Source organism: Sporosarcina jeotgali, from assembly GCF_033304595.1.
GTDB lineage: Bacteria > Bacillota > Bacilli > Bacillales_A > Planococcaceae > Sporosarcina > Sporosarcina jeotgali.
This window is the reverse complement of record NZ_CP116341.1, coordinates 142703-169019: the sequence shown is the minus strand read 5'-3', so window position 1 is coordinate 169019 and position 26317 is coordinate 142703. Positions and strand designations below refer to the sequence as shown.

Genomic DNA, 26317 nt, shown 5'->3' with positions numbered 1-26317 from the left:
CCCACACATCTTCAACTTGTTTGGTATACTGCTCCTAATAGCTGGGTGTTAGCTCTATTCAAAACTTTTTTCACCTGCAAAGCATCCTTTTCTTTTGTCTGGTCTTCCTGAATCACCAGGATGACACCACTGCAAACTGAAGAAACCAGTTGTGAGTCTGCAGCTGTCAAAAATGCTGGAGTATCCAATAGGATGACATCGTAGATTCGATGCCATGCAACTAGAAGCTGTTCAATTTTACTTAAGCTCTCTAGGTAAATCGGCAAGGAACCTGCGGGAAGAAAATGCAGATTATCAACGGATACTTTAGAAATTTCACCTTGTTCTCCTCTTAATATATTGCTTAATCCTTTAGTATTTGGCATATCAAACAGACGATGAATAATAGGTCCTCTGAAATTCATATCTACTAGCAGCACTCTTTTTCCTGCTTCAGCAAATGAACTTGCCAGTTTCAAAGAGATCAGTGATTGACCGGAATTATCTTCCGGGGAGGTTACCATTAAAATACACCTTTCGTTCTTCAATATATGTTGTGTATTCATTCTGATCATCCGGATTTGCTCTGTTCCTGCCCATCTTCTAGGAGACTTCAGTTGCTTTATCCACTTGTCTTTTCTTTTCCTGAACAACCAATGACCTCCTTTCATCGTCTGGGCCACTATAGGGGTATGCTCCCCTGCCAATCTTTTGAAGTTCTATTTTCTCGCTAAAACTTCCTAAAAGCGGTACACCGAGCAACTCTTCTACAATCCCTTCTCTTTTAAACGAGCTATCTAACTGCTCGCGGACGACTGCTAGTCCAATACCAGCTAATAGTCCTGCGATTAAAGCGATAGCTAGTGCAGCTAGTTCATTATTGGTTTTAATAACATCATCATTTTTCCCAAGAAGTTTCACTTGATCAAATTGAAGGAGGCCATTCATTTTATCGATGGCGATAACTGCTGTCGTATTGGCGATATCTCTGGCCAGTTTTTCGTCTTGATCCTTTACAGTAATGATAATGAGCTGAGAGTCTTTGTTGTTTCTAATTACTAATTTCCCATCAAATGAGTGTCCTTTTAACCCTAATTCTTCTTTCACTGCATTTAATACAATGGGACTTTTAATAAAATCTACAGAAGACGCCATCATACGTGGAATCTTTTGAGTTTCTTCATAGGAATTTTCTTGGTTTTTGTTTTGTAAATTACCTACCAGGATATATTCACTGGCTTCATATACCGGTTTAAAAATATAGAATGCAGCCAGTGCGGTAATGGCAACTAAGACAGCCGCTGTCACACTGATCAGAAGAATTCTTTTCTTAATTAAAAAAAAGAAATCTTTTAGAGTCATCTCTCTTTGCATAACAGCGCCTCCTTCCATCAGCTCTGTATTAACATTTCTTGCTCACAGTATCTAATCGTCATATTCAGCCCATCAGCAAATGAATACGATGGTTCCCATCCAAGTACAGTTTTCGCTTTTTCGTTCGCTAAGCAACTGTTCTTAATATCATCAGGGCGCTCCTCAAGAAAAACAGGCACTATGTCCCTTCCGGTTATCTCATTCAATTCGTTTAAGATGTTTTGCACTGAAGTTTCCTTTTGTGTACCAATGTTAATGATTTCATTGTCTCCATTCGTTAACGCAATCACATTGGCTCTGGCTACATCTTTCACAAAAATAAAATCTCTCGTTTGATTCCCATCTCCCAGAATAGTAAGAGGTTGATTGTTCAAAAAGTTATCAATGAAAATCGACACGACTCCTGCCTCTCCATTCGAGTCTTGTCTCATTCCATATACATTGGCATAACGCAAAATGGTGTAAGTGATCCCGTGCAGTCTGGAAAACATTCTTATATATGCTTCCGCATGCTTTTTAGACAATCCATAAAATGAAATAGGCTTCATTTGATGGTCCTCATCAAGCGGCAAATACCCCGGATTTCCGTATAATGCAGCCGTTGAAGCAAAAACTATTTTTTTCACATGATATTTCACACATGCCTCCAGTACATTAATCGTGCCAATAATATTTACTTCACTATCGTTTAATGGTGCTTGTAAAGATTTTGCTACAGACACTTGGGCAGCTAAATGAATGACACAGTCCGGTTGAAAGTCAGCAAAAAACTTTTCTATTTCTTTTTTTCGTATATCTCCTTTATAGAAAACAGCTGATTTAGGAACTTGACTCATTTTCCCTGTTGAAAGGTTATCTATTACTGCAACCTCATGATTTTGTGCAATTAACTCCTCAGTAACGTACGATCCGATAAATCCTGCCCCGCCTGTCACCAGCACTTTCATCGCCTTCGCCTCTTTCCCGTCATTAAAAATAGCAACTAATGAACCTTTAATCGAACGTTAGTTGCACTTCCTTATTCCTGCCGACAATTGGAAGTCTCTAACCAGCTAAAACCTGCGGGATTAGATAAACACTACTTATATGAACGACACGAAACATATAGAACTGCTGGTTCTATAATGTAAATAGGTCCTGTTCAAAATTTCCATGATAGAAAGATGTTCATAGTTACTGCCGAATCCATATTATGCTTCTTCATATTCGTTTATGTATCATTTTTGTAGCGGACGCGTAAAAATTCTACGCAAAAAAAGCACTGCTAAAAGCAGTGCTTAAAATACAGCCTTCATTTGAAGTTAATCCAGCGGTACACGAACTGTCACTTTAAACAAATCGCCATCTACGTCAATTGCCATCGTGCCCCCATGCATGTCAACAATTGATTGTGCAATCGCAAGGCCAAGACCAGATCCATCCGTATGACGTGAGGCATCTCCTCGTTTGAACCTCTCATACAGCTCATCCACGTTTTCATTCAACTCATACGCAGTAATATTTTTGATGATGAACTCCGCCATACCGCCGGTTTCACGCAGTGTTACAAATACCCGTGTGCCTGGAAGTGAATACTTCAATGCATTGCCAATTAAATTATCAAGCATCCGCCACCATCGTTGTCCATCCAGCACTGCAGGCATAGGTTCTTCGGGAACCGACACCCTAAAATCAAGCGGGATTTCCGCCATCTTATCTGTATGTTCCCCAATGGCTTGTTGAACCAGCTGGGTGAGATCGACTCGCTGTTTGTACAACTCCATCGTCCCGCTCGACATTTTAGAGACTTCGAACAAGTCTTCAATCAGCGTCTTCAAACGCTGCGATTTCCGGTCCAGCACGTCTACATATTCTGCCCGCTCTTCATTAGATAAATTTTGGTTTTTCAACAAATCCGTATATGTGATGATTGACGTGAGGGGCGTCCGTAAATCATGGCTTACATTTGTGATCAATTCCGTTTTCAATCGCTCACTTTTCGCCTGGCTGCTAACTGATTGCTCCACGCCTTCACGCAGATTGTTCAAATTGACCGCATGTTTAGCGAACGGCGACCGTCCAATCACCTTGATATCACTGTTCAATCTTCCAGCTGCCATATCTTCTGTCGCTTTGAAAATTCTATTTAAGTAACCCATGCGGCGCATGTAGATGAACAAGATTGGCAACCCGATGAATAATACGCAAAACATATAAATCACAAACAATCCTCCGGCAACTGCCGAGCCGACAAAACCTACTCCTGCAAGGAAAAACCCAATCAGTAAGATAAATGTCTGGATAGCAATCGAACGATTCAAGAATACATCTTTCATGCTATTTGCAAGTTGCCACATGTAGCTATTCTTCACATCCTTTTCGAAGACCCCAGGCTGTTGATAACGCGTCATTGCATTTCCAGCTTGGAATGTCAGAAACGCAATACAAATGGCATTTATCACGAACATACATACGACCCTGGGAATGCTAAATGAATAGCCTTCGAGTACCATGTTATTCATTCTAAAAGATGCATTCTGTACAAAGTTCATCACAATTAACAAAAGGATTAGAAATACTCCTGCTTTCACATCAATACGAAGCTCATCATACCTTTTCGTTAATGGAAGATCTTTAAACCATGCCCATTTGAATTTCCACACCGTAAAGAGTGCAATCAGTGCAGCGATTCCTGCAATCCCTGACAGGATAAGCATAATCTTGATGGATTGGTATTGCTTTGCTTCCCCGTAGAGCACACCGCCTTTTTGGAATACTGAGGAAGGAACAGCAACCTTGCCCTTATAAAGAACAGACGCTGGAGAAATTGCATTCATGTCTTCGGTCGATAAGTTGATGCCAACCGCGTTATGCAACTCATCTGTGTACGTAGAGATCCCGCTGGCACTGTCGTAAAAGTCTGTGTCCAGGCCTTCTACCTTCAAATAACCGGTGTTTCCATTGAACTTATGCTCGTATCCAAAAGGTCCGCTAACTTCCCATTTCTTGTGAGTTTCTCCTCCCGCGACCTGAGCCAAATCATACGCAACAGGTATAGCGGAACCCATACTTCTAGATTTGTAGTCTTTTATCAGTTGTGCCAATTGATGTTTCTTTCCGTTCAAGATTTTGTTTTCAACATAAGTATCGTCTTCAAAGTTCTTCCGGATGTCCTCAATTTTCCCGTCCCGTTCATCAACTAAAGCCTGTTTAACGTCGGGCTTGGCTTCGGCTTCCCGAATTTGGTCTTCATACTGCATTTGAACATCGTCTATCTGCTCTGCCAAACTGCCGTAATACGTGCGGTACACTTGGATTTCAGAGGGTGAAACAGTCAGTTTTTTCTCTGCCTCCTCCAAGTCAATCGGGTTTAAGACTGTCCGTCCAAGGTCTTTATAGATATCTTCCAGGTAATTTTGAAATTGTTCGGATTGTGGAAAGCTTTTTAATACTAATTCTGGTCCGCGGCTCGTGACTGTCACGAGCCCGCTAATCGCAATCGTCACTAGGACTGCCCATATCATTATCGGTGTGTAACGTTTCATCACACTGTGCCTCCTTTTATAATTTGGATGAAGTACGTTACCGTTCGAGTGGTTCGGGCGATGCCGTTACTCGCAAGATCCGTAATATGCGGGAAGCAATAAACGATACTTCCGAGCGCAATGACGATGGAAGTAATAGACCAGAAAAGTGCAGTATTATTTCTCGATTTTGTACCCAACACCCCACACCACCTTTACATATCGCGGATTTTTCGGATCAGCTTCAATTTTTTCACGAATTTTACGGATATGAACCGCCACAATGTTTTCCGCATTGTAAGCCTCTTCGTTCCATACACGCTCATAGATTTCATTGATGGAAAACACGCGTCCAGGATGTTTCATAAGCAACTCTGTTATTTTGAATTCAGTTGGCGTCAATTTAACCGGTGTGCCGTCAAGAGTAACCGTTTTCGCTTCTTCGTCCAGCACCAATCCATCGATTTCAAGCGTCGTTCCGCCGTCAAACGTACCGAGCTGGACGTAGCGCCGCAATTGTGATTTCACACGCGCCATCAATTCCATCGGCTGGAACGGCTTCGATACATAATCATCTGCACCGACGGAAAGACCATGAATTTTATCCGATTCTTCTACTTTCGCACTCAGCATAATAATGGGAACATTTTGCGCTTCGCGAATTTTGAATGTCGCGGTGATGCCGTCCATGTTCGGCATCATGATGTCGAGGATCAGCAAGTGAACTTCTTCTTTGCTAAGCAGATCCAGCGCTTCCCGGCCATCTGCCGCTTTTAACACACGGTATCCTTCGTTTTTCAAATAGATCTCTATGCCATCACGGATTTCTTTGTCATCATCCGCGACCAAAATCGTCATCGCTGCCATAACCGCACCTCTTTCTTGCTCGATAGTTTTATTGTAACAGGGACTTCTTAACATTTGAGAAGGGAAAGTATGAAGAAATTCTTAAGATGTGCGGGGGAATGATTCTTTTGAGGATGCACATACTTTTCAATGGAGGTGATTTCATTGAATAAAGAGGAAAAACGAAAGCAGAAAGCTAAGCAGCTGGGCCGTGAAGAATTCGGATACGGCATGGATTTGAGTCCAGATGATTTTGATGTCATTGGACAGAATGATGCAGCGAAGAAAAAGAAGAAAGCAGCAGGGCAAGGAATGGATCAGAAGGACGCAAATCGCTAATAAAATAAACACAATCCCTCGCCCTGAATATGGACGAAGGATTGTGTTTTTAAATTTCAAAGGATTGAACCTACGATATACTTTCAAATCTAATAACCTCTACGAATCGTCAAACCGTTACCAAAAATCAAACAAGCATCTTACGGCAAGCTTCCGCACATTTCTTACACGCTTCTGCACAACGCTGACAGTGCTCGTGGTCATGTTTGCCGCACTCTTCAGCGCAATGATCACAAATGTAAGCACACAACTGACAAATTTCTTTCGCAAACGGGCTGTCGCGGGTCATCGCTTGAATTGCGAGCGTGCAAATATCCGCGCATTCCCGATCCAGACGAATGCATTCCGCCATCATTTTCACATCATCTTCTTTTAAGCAAGCGTCAAAACAAGTGTTACATGCCTCTAAACACTCTATACACGCTTTTAAACATTCCTCATACTGTTGAGAGGTCATACGAATTCCTCCTTCAATGAAGTAAAGCAGCCAGTCGCGGACATATGCTCCGTCTAGTGAGGATGGAAGTGATATGCGCCAACTGCCTGCCTTTTAGATAGTACTCTTTTTTATGTTCCCCTCCTGCTTTGAAGAAAACATCGATCCATACTTATTTTAATGGTTCTTCATTTAAATCGTGTACATGTGTGTCTTCGTCTCACCTTTTCATCCGATAGTAAAAGTGAAAATTCTCTTATGCTTTAGCTGTCATCCGTTTTTTTACTCCTATGTTCTGCGCGGGCTGCTCCTCCCTTTTGTCCAATTTCTTCATAGAATTCTTTCCCATGATTTTGCGAGGTTGCCTGTCCTCCCTTTTTACCGATTTCTTGATAAAACTCTTTATCATGCTTCTTCGCTGTTGCCTTCCCGCCCATGCGTCCAGCTTCTTCTCTCGACATTTTTTCATTATTCTCTTGCTCGGTCATCTTCAGTCCTCCCAACATAATCGTGCTGTTTATAGTTACTCCCTATATTCCCAGTTCTATTCGGAACAAACTTTATATCGTCGATTCATCCCCTGTACGAATCTCTCATTCAGTGCTAAACTGAATAGCGTTCAAAATACGTGGTTCGAAATCCTCCCACGAAAAAAAACTAAGGAGCTTATAAGGAAATGAAAACAAAAACACTTGCAGTAAGCGGCATCATTGGGGCACTTTACGTGGCCGTTATGATCGTCTTAGCCCCGTTCGGCTTTACGAACATCCAGTTTCGTCTAGCTGAAATCTTTAACCATTTGGTCGTTTTCAATAAAAAATATTTCGCAGGCATCATTATCGGTGTCTTTGTATCGAACTTACTATTATCGGAAGTCGGCCCCATGGACCTTCTATTCGGAGTCGGCCATTCGATTATTTCGTTAAGCATCACCCTTTTTCTAATTAAAAGAATCACGAGTCCCGTGAAACGGATGATGGTCAATACGGCTGTCTTTACGACCACGATGTGCATCATCTCATGGCAGCTGCATTTAGTGTTCGGCCTCCCATTCTGGATTACGTGGGGATATCTGGCCATTAGTGAATTCATTGTGATGGCTATCGGAATTCCGCTGATGCATACGTTGAATAAACGGCTGCCGCTCTCAAAATTGATTTGACGGAGGATGAAGGATGTATCTGACGATTGAAGAGACTGCTGTCAAATTAGGAATGCCGGTTGAGCAGGTCCGACAATATGTATTGGACAAGCGAATCCGTTCCGTCCACGACGGTACCCAATTCTTGATCAATGAAAGCCAATTTGGTCTCTACTTTGAACAGCTGGAGCAGCTTAAGCAGCAAATCGATGAGTGGCGGAGTGAACCAATACCGCCCGATCGCGACATTAAAGATGAAGATTAAAAAACGGGGGAGTCATCAGTCATGAACTGATGACTCTTCCGTTTTTTATTGTGATGAATGGGCTATAGGCGCGGAAGGCGGTACTCTTGGTGAATAATTCAAGCAGTGGACACCTTTCAAGGAATGTTAAGGATTCATTGGAAGCGCTCCGCTTGTTTCCACCAGACTCCACCTGCCATCACAGCGAATCGGACAGATCCCGAAGAGAATCGGACACATAGCCAGAAGAATCAGCCACATGGCGCAGACAATCGGCCACACAGCAGAATTAATCAGCCACGGGACACAACTCGCACCCATTTAGGAACTAATTGGAAGCACTCCGCCTAATTCCACCAGACTCCACTTGCTGACGCTGGGAATCGGACAGATCCCGAAGAGAATCGGACACATAGCCAGAAGAATCAGCCACATGGCGCAGACAATCGGCCACATCCAGCAAACAATCGGCCACACAGGAGAATTAATCAGCCACGGGACACAACTCGCATCCATTAAGGGATTAATTGGAAGCACTCCGCCTAATTCCACCAGACTCCACTTGCTGACGCTGGGAATCGGACAGATCCCGAAGAGAATCGGACACATAGCCAGAAGAATCAGCCACATGGCGCAGACAATCGGCCACATCCAGCAAACAATCGGCCACACAGGAGAATTAATCAGCCACGGGACACAACTCGCACCCATTTAGGAACTAATTGGAAGCGCTCCGCTTGTTTTCACCAGACTCCACGTGCTGACACAACGAATCGGCTACAACTGCACTTGTTTATGAGCATTTCCCCGCAGCTTTGTGACAATGCCTGAACTTTATTTCACGGAAAGCTCTCTTTTGGGTTTACCTTCATTGAATACTGTAAATAATACAAACAATCCATAAGCTTAGAACTCCCCTCGGGCGCGCTGGCTATACGGTTGCACTTCTTCATAATCAATAGTATAGTGGTAAACTGCTTGTGAAAACTATCGTCACTAAGGGGGAACCATGAGAAAAATATCAAATGTCTTTTATATAACGATTGGTCTAATCGTCTTGGCCGTTGGCTACGGTGTCATTGATCCAGAGCGTTTTGAGGCTGGGACCGGCATCGTGAAAAACTTCGTGTCCACTGCATTCGGTTGGTACTACATGTTATTAATGACGCTATTAGTTGGCGTCAGTATCTACTTAATCTTCAGTCCCTACGGAAAAATCCGATTAGGGAAAGACACGGATCGTCCACAATTCTCCACAATCACCTGGATTGCAATGCTGTTTTCAGCTGGAATGGGGATCGGGCTCGTCTTTTATGGCGCTGCTGAACCACTTTCACATTTCGCGGTAAACCCTGCAACTGCAGAGCCTGGAACCAATGCGGCTTTCAGAGAATCCATGCGTCAAACTTTTCTTCATTATGGAATCCACATTTGGGCTTTATACGGAATCGTAGCGCTATGCTTAGCGTATTTCCAATTCCGCAAAGGGGAACCAGGATTAATTTCAGCAACACTGAAGCCGATTTTTGGCGACAAAATGAAAGGGCCCTGGGGAACTATCATCGATGTCCTCGCTGTCTTTGCAACGTCATTCGGCGTGGCCACGTCTCTCGGCTTTGGCGCTGTTCAAATTAATGCCGGCCTGAACTATTTGTTCGGGTTTGAAATCGGCATACGGTCCCAATTTATTATCATTTCTGTTGTTACTGTCCTGTTCATCATGTCTGCATGGTCTGGACTTAGCAAAGGAATTCGGTACCTATCAAATACGAACCTAGTATTAGCACTGGCATTACTTGGATTCATGCTCATCTTAGGACCTACTTTGCTCATCATGAACATCTTTACAGATTCAGTCGGAGGCTATGTGTCTGACTTTATCGACTTGAGTTTAAGTACCGCTCCACTGAATGCCGGGAATCGGGAATGGCTCGACACGTGGACAATCTTCTATTGGGCTTGGTGGATCTCTTGGGCACCATTCGTCAGTATGTTCATCGCACGTGTGTCAAAAGGGCGTACCATCCGTGAATTCATGGTAGGGGTATTGCTCGCACCGAGTATTCTTAGTTTCATCTGGTTCTCCGCGTTCGGAACAACTGCGATTGAAATTCAGAAATCAGGTGCTGCTGATTTAGCTTCTGCTAACACGGAGATCGTTGTTTTCCAACTGTTTAGTCAGCTGCCATGGTCTACGTTAACATCAGCATTTGCAATTCTGCTCATTACGTCGTTTTTCATCACTTCAGCGGATTCAGCGACCTTTGTTCTTGGAATGCAGTCGACATACGGCTCGCTGACCCCGCCTAACAGTGTCAAAATGATTTGGGGGCTCATCCAATCAGGTATTGCAATTATTTTGCTATCTGTCGGAGGTCTTTCCGCGCTGCAGAACACGATTATTATCGCAGCACTGCCGTTTTCGTTCATCATACTGTTTATGGTCACTGCGCTCTTTAAGGAGCTGCAAAAAGACGTGAAGCATAGTAAACGTCCGAAACATTAACTAGTAAAACACCGGAATCCATATGAGGATTCCGGTGTTTTTGTGTTAATTACGCAGTAACGGGTACTGCTTTTTCAATCGCTTGTTTCAAATCTGCAATAATATCCTCTGCTGATTCAAGACCGACCGAGAGACGAATGAGTTCCTCTGTTACCCCTGAATTTTTCAAGTCCTCTCCAGACAGCTGCTGATGCGTCGTAGAAGCCGGATGGATAATTAACGACTTTGCATCCCCGACGTTCGCTACGTGGGACCAGACGGCTACGTTATCGATTACACGGCGTCCTGCGTCACGTCCGCCTTTAATTCCGAAGACAATAATAGAACCTGCCCCATTTTTAATGTATTTCTTAGCAAGATCTGCTGTTGGATGATCGTCGAGACCCGTGTAGGTAACCCAGTCAACCGATGGATGTTCTTTCAGGAACTGCGCAACCTTTTGAGCATTTTCCCCATGACGCTGGATTCGCAGATGAAGCGTCTCCAAGCCTTGCAGGAAGTTGAACGCACTGTCCGGATCGAGACACGGGCCGAAATCACGCAGTCCTTGAACACGGAGCTTTGTCGCGAATGCAGCGCCTGCCGTGTCGATGCCGTAACGCAATCCATGATATGATTCGTCCGGCTCTGTGAAGCCTGGGAATCTTCCTTGTGTCCAATCAAACTTCCCTGCGTCTACTGCCACTCCGCCGATTGTCGTTCCGTGACCGCCAATCCACTTTGTTGCAGAATGGATAACAACGTCAGCACCAAATTCAATCGGGTTGCATCCGTATGGGGAGGCAAATGTATTGTCGATTAAAAGCGGAACGCCATTTTCGTGCGCGATCGATGCAATCGTTTCGATATCGAGCACTTGCAGGCTCGGGTTGCCAATTGTTTCAGCGAAGATCCCTTTGGTCTTTTCCGTAATCGCACTGCGGAAGTTTTCCGGATCAGTTGAGTCGACAAATTTAACAGTAATCCCGTACTTCGGCAACGTTACAGCGAACAAATTGTACGTACCGCCATATAGGTTGGACGCTGCAATAATTTCGTCACCGGCTTCTGCAATGTTCAAGATGGAGAATGCGATTGCCGCCATGCCTGATGAGAGTGCAACGGCTGCTGTTCCCCCTTCAAGTAACGCGATGCGTTCTTCAAACACAGCGACTGTCGGGTTCGTGATACGTGTGTAGATGTTGCCAGCCTCTTGCAGTGCGAAAAGATTCTTGGCATGGTCCGTATCACGAAATACGAATGATGTAGTTCTATGGATAGGAAGAGCTCGTGACCCAGTCGTTGGATCTGGTTCTTGACCACCGTGCAGTAACAGGGTTTCGGGTTGAAAATTTGTCATATACATAACCTCCGGAAATTAGTTTGATGGAACTGCGCACACCGGACGGGTGATGGGGAAACTAAAAAAACCCCCTTCTACCGATAGAAGAGGATCTGCCATTGCTGGCACTTCCCCTTATCTTTCAGATCTAACAATAGATCTGTAGGAAGTAGCACCTTTGCAAGCTGGTATGCTTGCCGGTTGCCGGGCATCGCAGGGCCTAGTCCCTCCGCCGCTCTTGATAAGAGTTTGTGACTTATTCAGTTTTCCATCTTGGAACTGAGTATACGTGCTTGAAAATAGAAAGTCAACAGTTAAATCAAAATTGTTTGATAGTTTCGTGTTTACTAATTAAACGGGGTTCGATTTCCGCCGGAGCCGCCGCCTGCACCTTCAGTCAACGGATTCTCGCAGGACAAACAACTGCACAGAAAAGGGACAAAAAAACCGCAAACCAAAATCTGGGCAGACTTTGGTTTGCGGGTAAGAATTAATTATTAAGCTGTGCCGTAGAAAATTTGGCCGCCTTTTAGGTTGATGATTTTGAGCATGTTTGTGCGTTTTACGTAGATGCTTTTGAACTGCTCGCGTCCGTTAGCAAGATTGTGGGGTTATTCACGTTGTCTTCAGTAACACGTGCAGTGAAGCTTGCTGGGTCGATGACAGAAGCAATTGATGCATACTCTTCCAGAACTGTGATGTTTATTAGGACTTGATGAGAGAACCGTTAGAAGACTTTAATGTTTAATCCCACAAAAAAAGAGCACGCAGTTAGCGGCTCTTTACTAGTAAGTCGACAGCTTCTTTAACAAGTGCCTCTTTCGATTGCGGGTTATCCGACAACTCTTCGTTTTCCATACAAGCAATCAGGTTCGTGCTTACAATTAACCCTATAGTCCGATCGATTCCAGAGCGAGACGCAGATAACTGTGTTATGACGTCTTTGCATTCATCACCAGCTTCAATCATCCGCAGGACTCCGCGAATTTGACCTTCAATTCTTTTTAGTCGATTCACCACTTTTGCATCGTATTCCATGGATCTGGCCTCCTCTCAACATTATGTACATGTTATACCCCTTCTGGTATATCGTCAATCAAATCCACTTCCTTCGACATGAAAAGCGCGAAATTGTTCGAATTATGCTATACTTATAGCAGTATTACAAATTTTATTGTTCCAAACCATCGGGCCAACCGCACGACACACTGTCTGTTTTTCTGAATGGCCATGGGTCTTCACAATTCTAAAGAGATCGAAACAGACTAGAGGAGGGATTCGTTTGGCTTTTCCGCGTAAGGAACATCCTGTCTCTGATTTTATCGCAGCGCGTAAAATTGGCGAAAAGATTTCGTTCACACGTAATGATGTTTTCGTTGTAGGGGCAATCCACAAGATCTTAGAGAACTCCGTTATTGTAGAAATTTCAGAAGAAGACGCTGATCTGATTGGCGCCGCTTCCACACTAACCGTTGTCGCTCATAAAAATTACACAGTCGAATAATCTACAGCGCACCGACTTCAACCTCCGGCAGATCGCACTAGTTCTGTCGGTTTTGTCGTCTGTTCATTCTCAAAAACACATGCAGCCGCTTATTACTACATAGATTTGAAAGGGGACTTTTTAGATATTATGAAAGAACAGCTATTAGAACGATTCATTCGCTATGCAAAGATTGACACTGAATCTGATGAAAAGAGTTCGACAACACCGTCGACTGCTAACCAGTGGGATTTGCTGCATCTATTGAAGGAAGAGCTTACAACACTAGGCATGGAAGACATTACGCTCGATGAGAACGGCTACTTGTTTGCTACACTTCCTGCGAATACAGACAAAGAGATCCCTGTAATCGGCTTCTTAGCGCACGTGGATACATCACCTGATTTCACAGGTAAGAATGTGAATCCGCAGCGTCATGATAACTATGAAGGCAGTGATCTAGTGTTGAATGAGAACACAACTCTCTCTGTCAGCCGTTTCCCGGAACTCCAAAATTATATCGGTCAGACGTTGATTACAACGGATGGAACAACGCTGCTTGGCGCAGATGATAAAGCTGGTATTGCAGAAATCATGACGGCGATGGCTTATTTCCAACAGCATCCTGAAGTGAAGCACGGTAAATTACGCGTGGCTTTCACACCGGATGAGGAAATTGGACGCGGCCCGCACAAATTCGATGTAGAAGCATTTGGTGTCGACTTTGCTTATACGATGGACGGCGGTCCGCTTGGCGAATTGCAATATGAGAGCTTCAATGCAGCCGGTGCACGCGTTACATTCAAAGGAACAAACGTTCATCCAGGCACTGCAAAAGGGAAAATGGTGAACTCCATTTTACGTGCACAAGAATTTCAAGCGGCCATGCCTGCTTTAGAAATTCCTGAGTTAACAGAGGGACGTGAAGGATTCATTCACTTAATGGACATCCACGGTTCAGTTGAGAAGACAGTGCTGGAATATATTATTCGTGATTTCGACAAGGACTCCTATGAGGCACGCAAGAAATTGTTTTTCGATACCGTTTCACAAATGCAATCTGATTACGGCGAGGAAGCGGTTGAGCTTGAATTGCAAAATCAGTACTTCAATATGGGTGAGAAAATCAAGCCTCATATGGAAATCGTGGATATCATTTCCGAAGCATTCAACAATTTAGAGATTTCATCCATTATTGAACCGATTCGGGGCGGAACTGACGGATCACAACTTTCTTATATGGGTATTCCAACGCCTAATATATTTGCCGGGGGAGAAAACTTCCACGGACGCTACGAATTTGTATCTGCAGAGACAATGGAAAAAGCGGCTCAAGTCATTATTGAAGCTGTAAAACTTTACGAATCCCGTGCATAAGGAGGCGTTACCATGAAAGGAATCTGGCTGGGCGTACTTGCCGCTGTCTTTTTCGCGGTTACATTTGTGCTCAACCGCTCGATGGAACTATCGGGGGGCAGTTGGATGTGGAGTGCATCACTCCGCTATTTCTTCATGGTTCCGTTTCTTTTTGCAATTGTTGGTGCACGAAAGGGTCTCGGGGCGGTCAAGCGTGAAATGACGGCCAAACCGTGGCCCTTTTTTGCATGGAGCTTTGTTGCCTTTGTGCTATTTTATGGTCCGTTAACTTTTTCAGCAGCATATGCCCCCGGCTGGCTGCTGGCTGGAACTTGGCAGCTGACGATTGTAGCAGGAGTGTTACTGGCTCCACTGTTTTTCATCACCATAGAAACAGCGAACGGCCAACAGCGGGTTAGACAGCGGATTCCCCTGCCATCACTTATCATTTCACTTGTCATTCTTGCAGGGGTGGTCTTTATCCAAATCCCTCATGCGCAGTCAGTGACAGGAAAAGCCCTCGCGTTTGGGACATTGCCTGTTCTTGTTGCGGCCTTCGCCTACCCGCTCGGCAACCGCAAGATGATGGAACTGTTAGGCGGATCACTGGATACGTTTCAACGGGTACTTGCCATGACTTTGATGACAGTTCCTGTCTGGTTTGCGCTTGCAATCTATGCATGGATTACTGCCGGGCTTCCTTCTCTCAGTCAGCTTGGTCAGTCATTTGTAGTCGGGGTGAGTTCCGGTGTCATTGCCACGACTTTGTTCTTCATGGCAACGGATCTTGTCCAACATGATCAGGGACGACTTGCTGCAGTGGAAGCGACACAGTCCCTAGAGCTTATATTTGCTATGGCCGGTGAAATGCTGCTCCTTAACCTGATGCTTCCAGGTCCTCTGTCTTTAGCCGGTATCGCTGTTATTATTATCGGCATGTTACTGCATAGCTGGCAAACTGCTGTTGCCGCCAAATGACAATTGCGACTAACTCCATAAAAATACTGCCCGAACGTCAGACAACCTGACGTTTCGGACAGTCTGTTTCATTACTTCTTAGCAGCTTCATATTCCCCGAGTAATTCAACGGCTTCTTCTGCAAGACTGCTGTCAATCGCTTTGTCGAAATCGATGTCCCCAATAATCGCACCGTTTGCTTTATACATGTCATATTGTTTTTGAATGTCATCCACGAACATCTTTCCGTCCGGATCCAGCCCCGTTACAAAGACTTTATCCCATAACTCCGCATCTTTCAGCGCTGTATGCTTCACCATGATGTCGATGATTGCATCCTCATCTACCTCTTCAAAGAATGCATCGTTGTAGTCCCGAACCCCTTGTAAGTAGGCCGCCATGAAGCGAATGGATAATTCTTCGTCCTCCATGAATTGGGGTGATGCGAGTACCATCGCGATTTGTGATTCTGGAGCATAGTCCGTTGCATCTCCGAAACGCACATGGAATCCTTTGTCTATTCCCTGTGCGATCAGCGGCTCGATATTGAGCGCAGCATCGATTGTTCCTGAGTCAATCGCACCGAGCATTGCACCAAAATCAGCGATATGGACGTATTCTACATCCTCCTCTGTAAGGCCCGCATGCTTCAGCATTTCCTCGTAGATGTATCCATCTATCGAGTTGCGTGAAGACACCGCAATTTTTTTCCCTTTGAAGTCTGGATAGTCTTTAATGACATCTTTCATGTGATTGCCAATGACGAAAGAGAAATACGATTCGCCTGGCATATTGTGCCCTTTATCCGCAATGATTCGTACATCGATGCCTTGAGCGATTGCGTTGAAGAACGAAGCTGTAGAAACTCCGCCGGCAATTGAGACTTCCCCAGCAGCAAGTGCTGGAAGCATATCGTCACTATTCGCGAAATCAGTAAATTCCACGTCAATGTTATAATCATCGAAATACCCGCGTTCTTTCGCAATATAAAATCCAGCTCCGGACGCCGCGCCATCTTCTGCGATAACCACTTTCGTACGTTTTTCAAGCGGTGTAAGCTCACCTGTTTCAGCTCCATCGCTCGGCTTTGTCACTGGCGCAGGCTTCGTTGTTTCCTTCTCAGCGCATCCTCCAAGTACAACCGAAACACCTAATATAACCGACAGCCAACCTACTTTCATCCACTGTTTCACACGCTTCCCCTTTCGTCATGTTCTCGATTTCTGCACTTCTTTTTGCAGATGCTGCCAGATATCGACAAACTGTGCTGCCAATTCGGGATCTTTCCGTATTTCCTCGATTTTTCGCGGACGCGGGCGGTCAATTCTGACTTCCTGAATGATTTGCCCTGGCTGTGCACTCATAAGTAAGATTCGATCGCTGAGCATCAATGCTTCGTCAATACTATGGGTGATGAACAGCACTGTTTTTTTCGTTTCCGCCCAAATACTTAACAATTCTTCTTGAAGGATAAACTTATTTTGTTCATCTAAAGCAGCAAATGGTTCATCCATTAACAAAATCTCTGGGTCATTGGCAAACGCACGGGCAATACTGACACGCTGCTTCATACCTCCAGACAATTCACTCGGATAAAGATTAGCAAATTGGGTGAGACCGGTTTTCTCCAAATAATAAGCTGTTTGTTTTGCAATGACGTCCTTCGAAACCTTACGCATCGAGAGACCGAATGCGACGTTGTCTTTAACAGTCATCCACGGTAATATCCCTTTTTCTTGAAACACCATGGATTGCAACGGGCGCTTCGACTGTTCAGCGTTAATCTTAAAAGTTCCGGCACTATGTTTCTCAAGTCCAGCCAGAATGCGCAGCAGCGTAGTTTTGCCGCATCCGCTCGGACCAACCAGACAGACAAACTCGCCGTCTTCAATGGTCATTGAGCTATTTTGCAGCGCTGTCACACTTCCTGTTTTCTTCACAAACACTTTCGTCAAATCATCAATTTCAATTTTAGGGGGCATCTGTTCACCTCCACGGCAGCAGTTTTTTCTGAAGACCCCTTAACAGCAACGAGAACAAATAACCAAAGAACGAAATCATGATTAACCCAACAAACATATTTTGAAGAAGAAACGCTTTGTACGACGTCCAAATCAGATACCCGATACCAGAAGTTGCACCCATCATTTCCGCCGCCACGATTGTTAACAGCGCAATCGCCTGCCCCATTTGTATTCCTTCCAACATAACCGGAAGTGCCCCAGGCAGTGCGATTTTGAAAAAGAATTGAGACTTGCTCGCCCCATAGTTGTTCGCGACATCTAGGTATATTTTGTCGATGTTAAGAACACCTGCAGCCGTATTAATGACGACTGGGAAGAAAACACTTCCTGCAATTGTGATGACTTTCGACAAATCTCCAATTCCGAATAGAATAATGATGATCGGAAGCAAGGCTAGTGTAGGAATCGGCATTAGCGCCATCACAAGAGGCGAAACAAAGTGCCGAATCGGCGTAAATAGCCCCATCATTAGTCCAATAATGATTCCTGGAATCACACCTGCAAGAAATCCTAATGCAATCCGGTACAAGGAGACACCTACATGTTCTGCGATTGCTCCGCTAACTAGCAGTTCCCAGAATGTATGCAGAATCGCAGTCGGCGGCGGGAAGAAACGGATATCCATGACGCCTGTTCTGGATAGCACTTCCCAGAGCACAAGTAAAAAAACTGGAGAAACGACTGTGAGCAACTGCTGCAATCGGGCTTTCGTTTGCTGACGTTTCCATTCGGCTCGTTCTACGCGCACTGGATCTTGCGCAAGTTTACCTGACTGAGTCACTTTCACCACCTCACCTCAATCTATGCGCCGGCCTACTAGGCTGGGTGGGCAGTTGCACAAAAAAACTCCGCACCCACTATCGGATGCGGAGTTTTTTAAACCGTCTTGGTGGCGGTTTTTTTAATATCTTTTCGAGCTGCGTAAATGTTAGTGACGATGACTTTTGCTACTCCATATACAGGTACAGCCACGATAATTCCGACAAACCCTGCAATATTACCAGCTGCAAGTAGCAAGGTGATGACGGTAAGCGGATGAATGTCGAGTGATTTCCCCATTACGTTAGGGGTAATGAAGTTACTATCCACTTGGTTCGCGATTAACGTGATGACTGCCACCCAAATGACCAATTTCGGATCTTGGGCAAATGCGATGAGAATTGCAGGCATTACGGCAATCCACGGGCCGATAAATGGAATCAGGTTCATAAACAACGTAAAAATGGCGATGAGCAGTGCATATTGCAGACCAATAATCCAATAACCGATTAAAATAATCGTTGCGAGAATCGCACTGATTAAAAATTGTCCTTGAATGTAGCTGCGCAGCACGTGGTCAATGTCATGAATTGTTTTCTTAACCCACTCACGGCGCTTCCCATTGAAATACTTGTAAATCTTAGGTGCCAATTTCTCATGATCTTTCAACATAAAGACGAAGAAGAAAGGTACGAGTACAAGTAAAACAATCGCTTGAACGAATGATTGTAAGAATGAAACAAACCAGCCGCCAAATTTCAGCGCATAGGACTGGATTTTATCAGCTGCACTATTGAGTGATTCCTCTAGTTGAGGAGGTAAATCTTTCTTCTGTTCAAGCGCCACATCTTTTAAATGAGTCAGTTCTTTGGTAATCGTCGGTCCATTATCGATCAATTTGTTAACCTCATTTGCAATAGGCGGGCCGACAACTGCAGAGAACGCATAAACGCCTCCGATTAAGATGACGAAAATGATTAAAATGCTCCCCCATCTGGGTACTTTCCGCTTTTCTAGGAAACGCTGGATCGGTTCTGTCATGTAATACAGCACACCACCTAAAACGAGCGGCAGGATAATAGCTTTTGCAATAATACCAACTGGTGCAAAGATGTAATTGATTTCTAAAAAGAATTTAATAATCAATAATGCCAGTAAAATGGCGACACCTGACTGGAACCACAACTTCTTAGTCAAGATACAGCCTCCTTCCAAATTATATATTGTTTAGTTGTTATTAGTATACGAGTTTCCGTGCATCGTGTCGAACACGGAACAAAAAAATCACCCCTTTAAGATAAGGGATGATTTCTATTTCAGTTAGTCGCGCATTTCTAAGTAAGAAAGCGATACTTTCAAGTTCGCATTGCGTTCACGGATAGCATCAAGAAGAACTTGGTCTTTTGTTTCGACTTTACTGCGGATGGCAAATGTATATAAGATCATCGTACCCAGATTCGTAGTTTCCACTTGTCGAAGCTGGTAGAAGTCAGTTTTTTCATCTAAAATATCATCTAATAAGTTTTCGTGATTCAAGTTCTCAGGCACAGTCACTTTCAGCAGCTGTGTATCTTTTCCTTTGCCATAATCTACTTTGTACAAGAAGTAGAAAATCAAACTAGCAAACAGTGTCAACACAATCGCAAGCGGGAACTGCATAAGCCCCGCTGTCATCCCGACACATAGTCCGAAGAAAATGTAAGCAATGTCTTTTGCGTTTGTAACGGCGCTTCGGAAACGGATTAAAGAGAATACAGCAAACAACCCAAATGCAACTCCATCATTACCGCTGACTACATTCATTACAACCGACACAACCACACTCATCATAATGATCGTATGGACAAACGCTTGTGAATACCGCTCTCCTGTAAACGTGATTTGGTACACTTTTGTAATGATTAAACTAAGTACAAATGCTAAAACCATTGCTGCAAGACTCATCCAAATTGTTGGTGAACCCTCTACTCCATTAAATGTAAACAAGCTCGTGATCTGATCCATCTTCCATTCCTCCAATTGTTGGTTGTTCTAATTCTTTCGGTTCTGTATATCCCGTTTGCGGAATTACTTCCCCGCTTAATAATTCGGTACTTGTGCAAAACTTTGACGCACTGCGCTGTTCGCAGTTCAAATCTTGCAACATCCGTGCAAGCCACAGGGGTACAGCATGATCCACTTTCACTTCTAAAACAACAAGATCCGAGTCGATGAAATGATCTCCATAGGGTCCATTCTCGATGTGCAAGTCGTTTTTTCTGCAGCGAAGATCGAAATCGAACGTAATTCTCAATTCCGGATCCGTTACTCCATGAAGCGCATGTCGACTGTAGCTCACGACCATTTCCGGTTCCAAGTTGTAGTACTGTCGGAAATAATCAATTTCCTTCATGACTTGGGCATTAGATGTCTCGATGTCCGATAAATCTTCTTTTGTATCACCTTCCAGATAGCGATATGCCTCCCTCAGCGGCAATAGCATACGACGTTTGTTGACTACTTTATTATGTTTTTGCTTCACTTCAAAAAAGGCAGTGCTGTTTAAGTCCGCTTCATCGTAAACACGTAACCGAAGCTTTTGGCGGTACTTCAACTTGTTTTTCGTTTCAAAATAAATGGATTTGTCTGCACTGTCGAAGTAAAGGCTCGTGACAGAATATCTTCCTTCAGTTCCATTTTTATCATTTCGCATTTTAGGACCGATACGTTCAACCAATTCTTTATATTGACGGCGTGTGATCAAATACTTCTGTTCTTTCCTGCTAAAGATTTCGATCGCCATGTGATTTCCTCTCCTCCAAATGTTTTTTCTTTGTAAATACAACTTTACAAGACTGAAATGTGAACATCATGAAAGATTCATTAGAAAACGATGAGAATATGACTTTTTTTGTATAATCACTTTAGATAATGGGTAAATTAGGGGTGAATCGAATGTAAATGAGAAGGAGTGTTTCATTATGAAAAAGACAGCACTTGTGGCTCTCGGTCTTGGTGTTGCGTACTTAATGCGCAACGAAGATGCCAGGACTAAGATGATGAAGCAATTTGACTCATTCGCAGGAGGCAGTTCTTCAAAATAAGCTCTGCTCTAGGTTCGATACCGGCAGCTGGAAATATTCCAGCTGCTGTTTGTATTTTATAAATCGGGGAATTTAATACATACTACAATTTTTAAGGAGGATTTTTTATGAGAAAAAAGTTGGCACTTGCTGCAATTGGGTTAGGCGCGGCTTACCTGATGAGAAACAAAGATTCACGAGACAAACTTTCTAAACAAGTGGACGATTTTGCAAATACGCCGATGCGCGGAGACCGGAAGCACACATCAGGAAATGAGTCCTCAAAAAAGAGAGGACTGCTCGACAGTTTTTTAAGCTAATCACATGAATCACTCCCTAATTTCGTAAAGTGAGCATCCATTATGCAGTTAACTATCTTTGAATCAGCAAAACCCGTTCGTCTCTTTTATAGAGGCGAACGGGCTTTTTAGACGAATTTATTTTCAAAACCAAGTATTGGAATACGGTCTTCTTCTACAGTAATGCTCTTATAAGGAAGTTCGATCATGTATGCGTCACTGCCATATGGGTGCAGTTCCACTTTTTTAACCGCATACGCGTTGTTGGTCACTAATTTCACCATTCCAGTAAGAGGATCAAGTCCTTCAATCGCAAATCGATGACCCTCAAGTATTGCATAAGGCACAATTTCATATGCGTCTTCCAGCTCTTTTACATCCACTGGTCTGAGTAACGTGGCAGTAGAGCCGCCCATACGTGAAAATCCATTGTTCAATTCCTTTGCATCTGTTGTCGCTAAGTAAATTTGTTTGTTTCTAGAACTGATTTCATATTCTTTCTCATTCCAGCGGGCAAATCTTCCCTTGCGAATCATCTCATCACCTCCGGGAATTTATAAAAGTATTTACTAATAAGTATACAAATAATTTTGTGTTTCCAATAGACTTGATTCGACCTATTTCCAATTAAGAGTGAAGGTCCATTCTCTTATGGTTCTATTAGTCGGTAATATCTATACCCGGTTTCAATCTGTGTTTAACCTTTGCTATGCAGGGGTATTAAAAGACTACATACAACTTAGGAGGTTTTTTGATGAGTGAAGATCATGGTTTTTCAGACAAAGTAAAAGGCGCAGTGAACAAAGCTAAAGGTGAAGCAAAAGACCAATATGGTAATGCAACTGGCGATGCTAAAAAACAAGCAGATGGTAAGTACGATAAGATGAAGGGTGAAGTTCAAGAAAAGATTGGCGAAATGAAAGACGATCGCCATTAAATTAGAAAAAGGTTGCAAGCGAGTCATGTTTCCATGGCCTGCTTGCAACCTTTTTTAATGCCGAATTTTTCCCCTTGCTGACAGAGCCGGAGAACAATGAAAATGATGTATTGACATACAAAACCCGACTTTTTATGAGTCGGGTTTTGCGTTAAAGATTATTCGTATTTATACGCGGGTATCTGCCAGCGTTTTCTTCCGCTTCGGCATCTTCACCTGCATTTTCAAGCGGAGCCCCGCTATCCGATATTCCACTCGAACTGTCTGTAGAAATCGCATTGACCTTGCTGTTTTCACTTGAGGGATCCGGGTGGCGGGGAGATTCTGGATCATCCAATACAAATAAAGCGACACCGCCGTCTTTGACTTCGTTGTAAAATGCTTTTGTTTGCTGTTCATTGAAACCGAGCTGTTCAAAAGCTTCTTTCGCAGGCTGCTCATTTGTAAAAAAGAATTTCATACGCCCTAGGAAGCCATCTTGTTCTCTTGTGGCTAATACAATATCTGTTTGATCTTCCAGCATCCGATCGTTGTCATCTAAATTGGATACCGCCAAAATTTCGTCCTTGTTATATCCGAACGACTTCAGCTCCGTAATTTTTATCAGCACATTATCAATCGAATGGAATGTACCTACATACCGTTTTTTTTTCATGATTCGTTCACTTCCTTCCCTTTAAAATTAATCAGACCATATGTATGTATCTATTCCCCAAACAGACAACTTTAGAAACACTTCTTTTAATGTTTATTTTTTCTCGATTAGTCAATACTATTAGTATCAAATAGAAGGAGTGAATGCTTCCTATGGACGTTAAAGGCAAAGTTGAAGGCGAACTGAACAAAATGGACAGTGAAAAGAAGGAAGATATTTTAAAGAACTTTACATCGTTTAAGGATTATCTTTCCGACAAAGTAAACAAAGGTGAAAAGTTAGGACTAAGTGAAGAACAGCTCACGAAAGCTACGGAATATGTAGCAGGCTACCTTGCAAAGCATGAAGAACCTAAAAATCGTGAACAATACGTCCTTCAAGAACTCTGGAAGGTCGGAGATAAAGAAGAGCAAAAAGCACTGTCCAGTCTTTTGCTGAAGCTCGTCAAAGCGGAGTAACTCCTTAAAGGAGGACTAGTTATGAACGACAAGAAAAAGTCTTTTACATCCGAAGACCGTAAAGAGGTTGTACAACCCTATTTGGATAATCCAGACGCGGTCAGAACAGATAAGGAGTCCCTTTTCGATATGCATGAGGATATGCAGACCGTGGATGCTGTTCCTGTGGAAGACACAAGGATGGAATGGGAAGAAGAAAAACAAGAAAATCATCGAAAATCTAAAGATCAGTCTTCAAGCGAAGAAAAGTATAATGGGCGATAGTACTTTTCATGGACACCTTCTTCATTGAGGGTGTCTTTTTGTGTTTCTATTTCCCGGGAAATAAAAGAGGTTAGACATCTTATGTTTCAAAATGGAAATGAGCATGATATACTAGTTAGCTTAGGAGGAATTGCTTTATGAAATTCTGGTTTTATCCGTTGCTCGTAATCATTGCTTCCAGCAGTTACGGAATTCTTTCATCAATTGTTAAATTAGCAATTAAAGATGGGTACACGGCTTCTCAAGCTGTTACCAGCCAATATACGATCGGTTTTCTAATCGCTATTTTACTGTTCGTTATCATTCAGCACAAACGCCCTCGCTTTGGTGGAGGCTGGACACTTATACTTGCGGGATTTTTCACCGCTTTAACAGGTATTGTTTACGGAAAAACCGTTGAATATATGCCTGCTTCACTAGCTGTTGTTATGCTCTTTCAATTCACATGGATCGGGATGCTGTTTGACTGTATTGCACGGCGTCGTTACCCAAAAAGGGTTGAAGTCATCTCACTCATTTTCTTATTTTCAGGAACGATTTTCGCAGCAGGAATCTTAAATGTAGATTTAAGCGGCATCCCGTGGCAAGGTTGGGCATTCGGATTAGCTTCTGCAACAAGCTTCGCTTCTTTTGTGATGGCAAATCAGAAAGCTGTCGAAGGGATGGACACTACTACCCGCTTGCTGTTCACTTCGTTTTTTGCAGCGATTGTCATTATGTGTTTCCAATCCCCTGAAATTGTTTGGACGGGACAATTATTCACGTCAAGTCTCTTACTATACGGGCTGGTTCTCGGCCTATTCGGGATCATTATTCCTATTTATCTCTTTTCGATCGCCGTTCCAAAAGTCGGGACGGCTATGACCTCTATTCTTAGCGCCATGGAGCTCCCGGTTGCTATGACTGCTTCCGTTGTATTGGTCGGAGAACATATAACGTTTATCCAAATCATCGGGATCTTCATCATACTAATCGGGATGACATTACCTTCGCTTGCACAACGGCGAGTTAAACGAGCCCTGAACAAAACGTCTGGACTGCTTTAATGCAGTCCAGACGTTTTTGCATATAGGACAGCAACCCCGTACAATGAATACATGGAAAAAGAGACAAGCTAGAGAGGAGTTTTTTTAATGTTACAAGATCGTCTATATTATCAAGATCCCTATCGCACCAGCTTCACGACCACAGTAACACAACATTCGGTTGATGAATTTGGACGACCGTTTGCGGTACTGGAAAACACTGCGTTTTATCCAACTGGCGGCGGGCAGCCTCATGACACCGGTCATATTGCAGACATTGCGGTTGTGGACGTGGAAGAAGTCGATGGAGAAATTCGACACTATCTAGAAAACCCTCTCACCGCGGGCGGAACTATTTCAGCGGAAATTGACTGGTCGCGAAGATTCGATCATATGCAGCAACATACAGGACAGCATATCCTCACAGCTGCTTTCGTTGAGCTTTTCAACTACCCCACTGTAAGTTTTCATCTTGGCCGGGAACTGGTGACGATTGACCTTGCGACTGAACATGTTTCCAATGATGAACTCCGTGCAGCGGAATCACTTGCTAATGCGATCATCCTTGAAAATCGATTGATTGAGCAGAAATGGGTAACGCAAGATGAGTTGTCCGCCTATTCACTTCGTAAACAAGTCAGTGTCGATGAAGAAATTCGCCTTGTAATCATTCCGAACTTCGATACAAATGGCTGCGGGGGCACACACCCTAGTTCCACTGGACAAATTGGATCGTTAAAAATTATTTCAACTGAAAAGCAGAAAAAGAATACACGCATTCACTTTGTATGCGGTAATCGTGTTCTCCGTCAGCTGGGCGTGGTTCATGACGAACTTACGAACGTTGCACGGCTGCTGAGCGCGCCTCTAGGACAAGCAGCTGACGCCACACAAAAACTATTAGATGCACAGCATAGCTTAGAAAAGCAGTTAGAAGCTGTAAATGAACAACTGCTGGATGTTGAAGCTTCTGCTCTTGCTGGAAGAAAAACTACCGTCATTCGTCGAGTCTATTCAGGCCGCTCCATGCAAGAGCTGCAAAAGCTTGCCCGTAAAACTCTTGCGCTTCGTGAGCAGGCAATTGTTATACTCGTTTCGGAAGATGGCGAGAAGTTGCAATTCGTGGCATCGCGTACAAATTCGCTTACGCCAGATATGCGAACAATTTCAGCAATTGCACTGCCTGCAATTGAAGGTAAAGGCGGTGGATCCGCGTCAACAGTACAAGGCGGCGGTACACGGACAATGCCTGCTGAAGATCTGGCAGAATTACTGGAGCGTTCTATTCCCGTTCATGCATAAATAGAAGAAACATAAAAACCCCCAATCGCAGTCATTAAGCGTTGGGG

Annotated in this window: 33 protein-coding genes and 2 riboswitches; of the genes, 15 read left to right on the top strand and 18 right to left on the bottom strand. The window is 43.6% G+C overall.

The window, feature by feature from the left end; translation table 11 throughout:
• Positions 1 to 11: 11 nt before the first annotated feature.
• From PGH26_RS00900 to PGH26_RS00875, 6 genes are all read right to left on the bottom strand, one after another.
• Positions 12 to 554, bottom strand: a complete 543-nt coding sequence (locus tag PGH26_RS00900) for a CpsD/CapB family tyrosine-protein kinase (protein ID WP_323692158.1) — start codon at positions 552 to 554, stop codon at positions 12 to 14.
• A gap of 28 nt (positions 555 to 582) precedes the next feature.
• The gene (locus PGH26_RS00895; RefSeq protein ID WP_323692157.1) at positions 583 to 1353 is read right to left on the bottom strand and encodes a YveK family protein; all 771 of its coding nucleotides are present in this window, start codon (positions 1351 to 1353) and stop codon (positions 583 to 585) included.
• A 17-nt stretch (positions 1354 to 1370) separates the two neighbouring features.
• A complete protein-coding gene (locus tag PGH26_RS00890; RefSeq protein WP_323692156.1) occupies positions 1371 to 2300 on the bottom strand; it encodes an NAD-dependent epimerase/dehydratase family protein in 930 nt (309 codons plus the stop codon).
• A gap of 354 nt (positions 2301 to 2654) precedes the next feature.
• Positions 2655 to 4877 carry a sensor histidine kinase gene (locus tag PGH26_RS00885; protein WP_323692155.1) on the bottom strand — a complete coding sequence of 741 codons (2223 nt, stop codon included), beginning with the start codon at positions 4875 to 4877 and terminating at the stop codon, positions 2655 to 2657.
• Positions 4877 to 5056 carry a hypothetical protein gene (locus PGH26_RS00880; RefSeq protein ID WP_323692154.1) on the bottom strand — a complete coding sequence of 60 codons (180 nt, stop codon included), beginning with the start codon at positions 5054 to 5056 and terminating at the stop codon, positions 4877 to 4879. Before PGH26_RS00880 ends, PGH26_RS00885 begins: the two co-directional genes overlap by 1 nt.
• A complete protein-coding gene (locus tag PGH26_RS00875) occupies positions 5034 to 5723 on the bottom strand; it encodes a response regulator transcription factor (protein WP_323692153.1) in 690 nt (229 codons plus the stop codon). The genes PGH26_RS00880 and PGH26_RS00875 overlap by 23 nt, the downstream gene beginning before the upstream one ends.
• Positions 5724 to 5858: 135 nt before the next feature.
• Between PGH26_RS00875 and PGH26_RS00870 the strand changes: the two genes are divergently transcribed.
• Positions 5859 to 6041: a hypothetical protein gene (locus tag PGH26_RS00870; RefSeq protein WP_323693440.1), complete on the top strand. Its 183-nt coding sequence runs from the start codon at positions 5859 to 5861 to the stop codon at positions 6039 to 6041.
• Between the two features lie 127 nt (positions 6042 to 6168).
• Here PGH26_RS00870 and PGH26_RS00865 read toward each other — a convergent pair whose 3' ends face one another.
• Positions 6169 to 6498: a four-helix bundle copper-binding protein gene (locus PGH26_RS00865; protein WP_323692152.1), complete on the bottom strand. Its 330-nt coding sequence runs from the start codon at positions 6496 to 6498 to the stop codon at positions 6169 to 6171.
• A gap of 242 nt (positions 6499 to 6740) precedes the next feature.
• Positions 6741 to 6965, bottom strand: coding sequence for a KGG domain-containing protein (locus PGH26_RS00860; protein WP_323692151.1), 225 nt, complete (start codon positions 6963 to 6965; stop codon positions 6741 to 6743).
• A gap of 134 nt (positions 6966 to 7099) precedes the next feature.
• Positions 7100 to 7144: riboswitch (PreQ1 riboswitch) on the top strand.
• Between the two features lie 9 nt (positions 7145 to 7153).
• Between PGH26_RS00860 and PGH26_RS00855 the strand changes: the two genes are divergently transcribed.
• From PGH26_RS00855 to PGH26_RS00840, 4 genes are all read left to right on the top strand, one after another.
• Positions 7154 to 7639: a QueT transporter family protein gene (locus PGH26_RS00855; protein ID WP_323692150.1), complete on the top strand. Its 486-nt coding sequence runs from the start codon at positions 7154 to 7156 to the stop codon at positions 7637 to 7639.
• Between the two features lie 13 nt (positions 7640 to 7652).
• Positions 7653 to 7883: an excisionase family DNA-binding protein gene (locus PGH26_RS00850; RefSeq protein WP_323692149.1), complete on the top strand. Its 231-nt coding sequence runs from the start codon at positions 7653 to 7655 to the stop codon at positions 7881 to 7883.
• Between the two features lie 412 nt (positions 7884 to 8295).
• Positions 8296 to 8577, top strand: a complete 282-nt coding sequence (locus PGH26_RS00845; protein ID WP_323692148.1) for a hypothetical protein — start codon at positions 8296 to 8298, stop codon at positions 8575 to 8577.
• A 294-nt stretch (positions 8578 to 8871) separates the two neighbouring features.
• Entirely contained in the window at positions 8872 to 10368 is a 1497-nt protein-coding gene (locus PGH26_RS00840) for a BCCT family transporter (RefSeq protein WP_323692147.1), read from the top strand.
• Positions 10369 to 10417: 49 nt separating this feature from the next.
• Here PGH26_RS00840 and PGH26_RS00835 read toward each other — a convergent pair whose 3' ends face one another.
• Together PGH26_RS00835 and PGH26_RS00830 are read right to left on the bottom strand one after the other, a co-directional pair.
• Complete coding sequence (locus tag PGH26_RS00835; RefSeq protein ID WP_323692146.1) at positions 10418 to 11707, bottom strand: O-acetylhomoserine aminocarboxypropyltransferase/cysteine synthase family protein; 1290 nt, start codon at positions 11705 to 11707, stop codon at positions 10418 to 10420.
• A gap of 114 nt (positions 11708 to 11821) precedes the next feature.
• A riboswitch (SAM riboswitch) is annotated at positions 11822 to 11937 on the bottom strand.
• A 523-nt stretch (positions 11938 to 12460) separates the two neighbouring features.
• Entirely contained in the window at positions 12461 to 12727 is a 267-nt protein-coding gene (locus tag PGH26_RS00830; protein WP_323692145.1) for a metal-sensitive transcriptional regulator, read from the bottom strand.
• Positions 12728 to 12971: 244 nt separating this feature from the next.
• Here PGH26_RS00830 and PGH26_RS00825 point away from each other — a divergent pair, with 244 nt between their 5' ends.
• The 3 genes from PGH26_RS00825 (at position 12972) to PGH26_RS00815 (ending at position 15506) form a co-directional block, all read left to right on the top strand.
• A complete protein-coding gene (locus PGH26_RS00825; protein ID WP_323692144.1) occupies positions 12972 to 13193 on the top strand; it encodes a DUF2187 family protein in 222 nt (73 codons plus the stop codon).
• A 129-nt stretch (positions 13194 to 13322) separates the two neighbouring features.
• A complete protein-coding gene (pepT, locus tag PGH26_RS00820; RefSeq protein WP_323692143.1) occupies positions 13323 to 14549 on the top strand; it encodes a peptidase T in 1227 nt (408 codons plus the stop codon).
• A gap of 12 nt (positions 14550 to 14561) precedes the next feature.
• Complete coding sequence (locus PGH26_RS00815) at positions 14562 to 15506, top strand: DMT family transporter (protein WP_323692142.1); 945 nt, start codon at positions 14562 to 14564, stop codon at positions 15504 to 15506.
• Between the two features lie 71 nt (positions 15507 to 15577).
• Here the strand turns inward: PGH26_RS00815 and PGH26_RS00810 are convergent, their stop codons facing one another.
• The 6 genes from PGH26_RS00810 to PGH26_RS00785 form a co-directional block, all read right to left on the bottom strand.
• Positions 15578 to 16666: an ABC transporter substrate-binding protein gene (locus PGH26_RS00810; RefSeq protein WP_323693439.1), complete on the bottom strand. Its 1089-nt coding sequence runs from the start codon at positions 16664 to 16666 to the stop codon at positions 15578 to 15580.
• 27 nt (positions 16667 to 16693) lie between these two features.
• Positions 16694 to 17467: an ABC transporter ATP-binding protein gene (locus PGH26_RS00805; RefSeq protein ID WP_323692141.1), complete on the bottom strand. Its 774-nt coding sequence runs from the start codon at positions 17465 to 17467 to the stop codon at positions 16694 to 16696.
• A gap of 4 nt (positions 17468 to 17471) precedes the next feature.
• On the bottom strand, positions 17472 to 18296 hold the full coding sequence (locus PGH26_RS00800; RefSeq protein WP_431312508.1) for an ABC transporter permease: 825 nt from the start codon (positions 18294 to 18296) through the stop codon (positions 17472 to 17474).
• An 89-nt stretch (positions 18297 to 18385) separates the two neighbouring features.
• A complete protein-coding gene (locus PGH26_RS00795; RefSeq protein ID WP_323692140.1) occupies positions 18386 to 19465 on the bottom strand; it encodes an AI-2E family transporter in 1080 nt (359 codons plus the stop codon).
• Positions 19466 to 19588: 123 nt separating this feature from the next.
• Positions 19589 to 20272, bottom strand: coding sequence for a DUF4956 domain-containing protein (locus PGH26_RS00790; protein WP_323692139.1), 684 nt, complete (start codon positions 20270 to 20272; stop codon positions 19589 to 19591).
• Positions 20241 to 21050 carry a polyphosphate polymerase domain-containing protein gene (locus tag PGH26_RS00785; RefSeq protein ID WP_323692138.1) on the bottom strand — a complete coding sequence of 270 codons (810 nt, stop codon included), beginning with the start codon at positions 21048 to 21050 and terminating at the stop codon, positions 20241 to 20243. Before PGH26_RS00785 ends, PGH26_RS00790 begins: the two co-directional genes overlap by 32 nt.
• A gap of 178 nt (positions 21051 to 21228) precedes the next feature.
• Between PGH26_RS00785 and PGH26_RS00780 the strand changes: the two genes are divergently transcribed.
• Both PGH26_RS00780 and PGH26_RS00775 read left to right on the top strand, forming a co-directional pair.
• Positions 21229 to 21351, top strand: a complete 123-nt coding sequence (locus PGH26_RS00780) for a hypothetical protein (protein WP_323692137.1) — start codon at positions 21229 to 21231, stop codon at positions 21349 to 21351.
• A gap of 107 nt (positions 21352 to 21458) precedes the next feature.
• The gene (locus PGH26_RS00775; RefSeq protein WP_323692136.1) at positions 21459 to 21650 is read left to right on the top strand and encodes a hypothetical protein; all 192 of its coding nucleotides are present in this window, start codon (positions 21459 to 21461) and stop codon (positions 21648 to 21650) included.
• 107 nt (positions 21651 to 21757) lie between these two features.
• Here the strand turns inward: PGH26_RS00775 and PGH26_RS00770 are convergent, their stop codons facing one another.
• Positions 21758 to 22165, bottom strand: coding sequence for a hypothetical protein (locus PGH26_RS00770; RefSeq protein ID WP_323692135.1), 408 nt, complete (start codon positions 22163 to 22165; stop codon positions 21758 to 21760).
• Positions 22166 to 22383: 218 nt separating this feature from the next.
• On the opposite strand from PGH26_RS00770, the gene PGH26_RS00765 reads away from it, so the two are divergent.
• Entirely contained in the window at positions 22384 to 22566 is a 183-nt protein-coding gene (locus PGH26_RS00765; RefSeq protein WP_323692134.1) for a CsbD family protein, read from the top strand.
• 151 nt (positions 22567 to 22717) lie between these two features.
• On the opposite strand, the gene PGH26_RS00760 is transcribed toward PGH26_RS00765, so the two are convergent.
• Positions 22718 to 23221, bottom strand: a complete 504-nt coding sequence (locus tag PGH26_RS00760) for a general stress protein (protein ID WP_323692133.1) — start codon at positions 23219 to 23221, stop codon at positions 22718 to 22720.
• A 152-nt stretch (positions 23222 to 23373) separates the two neighbouring features.
• Here PGH26_RS00760 and PGH26_RS00755 point away from each other — a divergent pair, with 152 nt between their 5' ends.
• The 4 genes from PGH26_RS00755 (at position 23374) to PGH26_RS00740 (ending at position 26270) form a co-directional block, all read left to right on the top strand.
• Complete coding sequence (locus PGH26_RS00755) at positions 23374 to 23679, top strand: DUF3243 family protein (protein WP_323692132.1); 306 nt, start codon at positions 23374 to 23376, stop codon at positions 23677 to 23679.
• 21 nt (positions 23680 to 23700) lie between these two features.
• On the top strand, positions 23701 to 23943 hold the full coding sequence (locus PGH26_RS00750; RefSeq protein WP_323692131.1) for a hypothetical protein: 243 nt from the start codon (positions 23701 to 23703) through the stop codon (positions 23941 to 23943).
• A 137-nt stretch (positions 23944 to 24080) separates the two neighbouring features.
• On the top strand, positions 24081 to 24989 hold the full coding sequence (locus PGH26_RS00745) for a DMT family transporter (protein WP_323692130.1): 909 nt from the start codon (positions 24081 to 24083) through the stop codon (positions 24987 to 24989).
• Between the two features lie 87 nt (positions 24990 to 25076).
• The gene (locus PGH26_RS00740; protein WP_323692129.1) at positions 25077 to 26270 is read left to right on the top strand and encodes an alanyl-tRNA editing protein; all 1194 of its coding nucleotides are present in this window, start codon (positions 25077 to 25079) and stop codon (positions 26268 to 26270) included.
• Positions 26271 to 26317 lie beyond the last annotated feature (47 nt).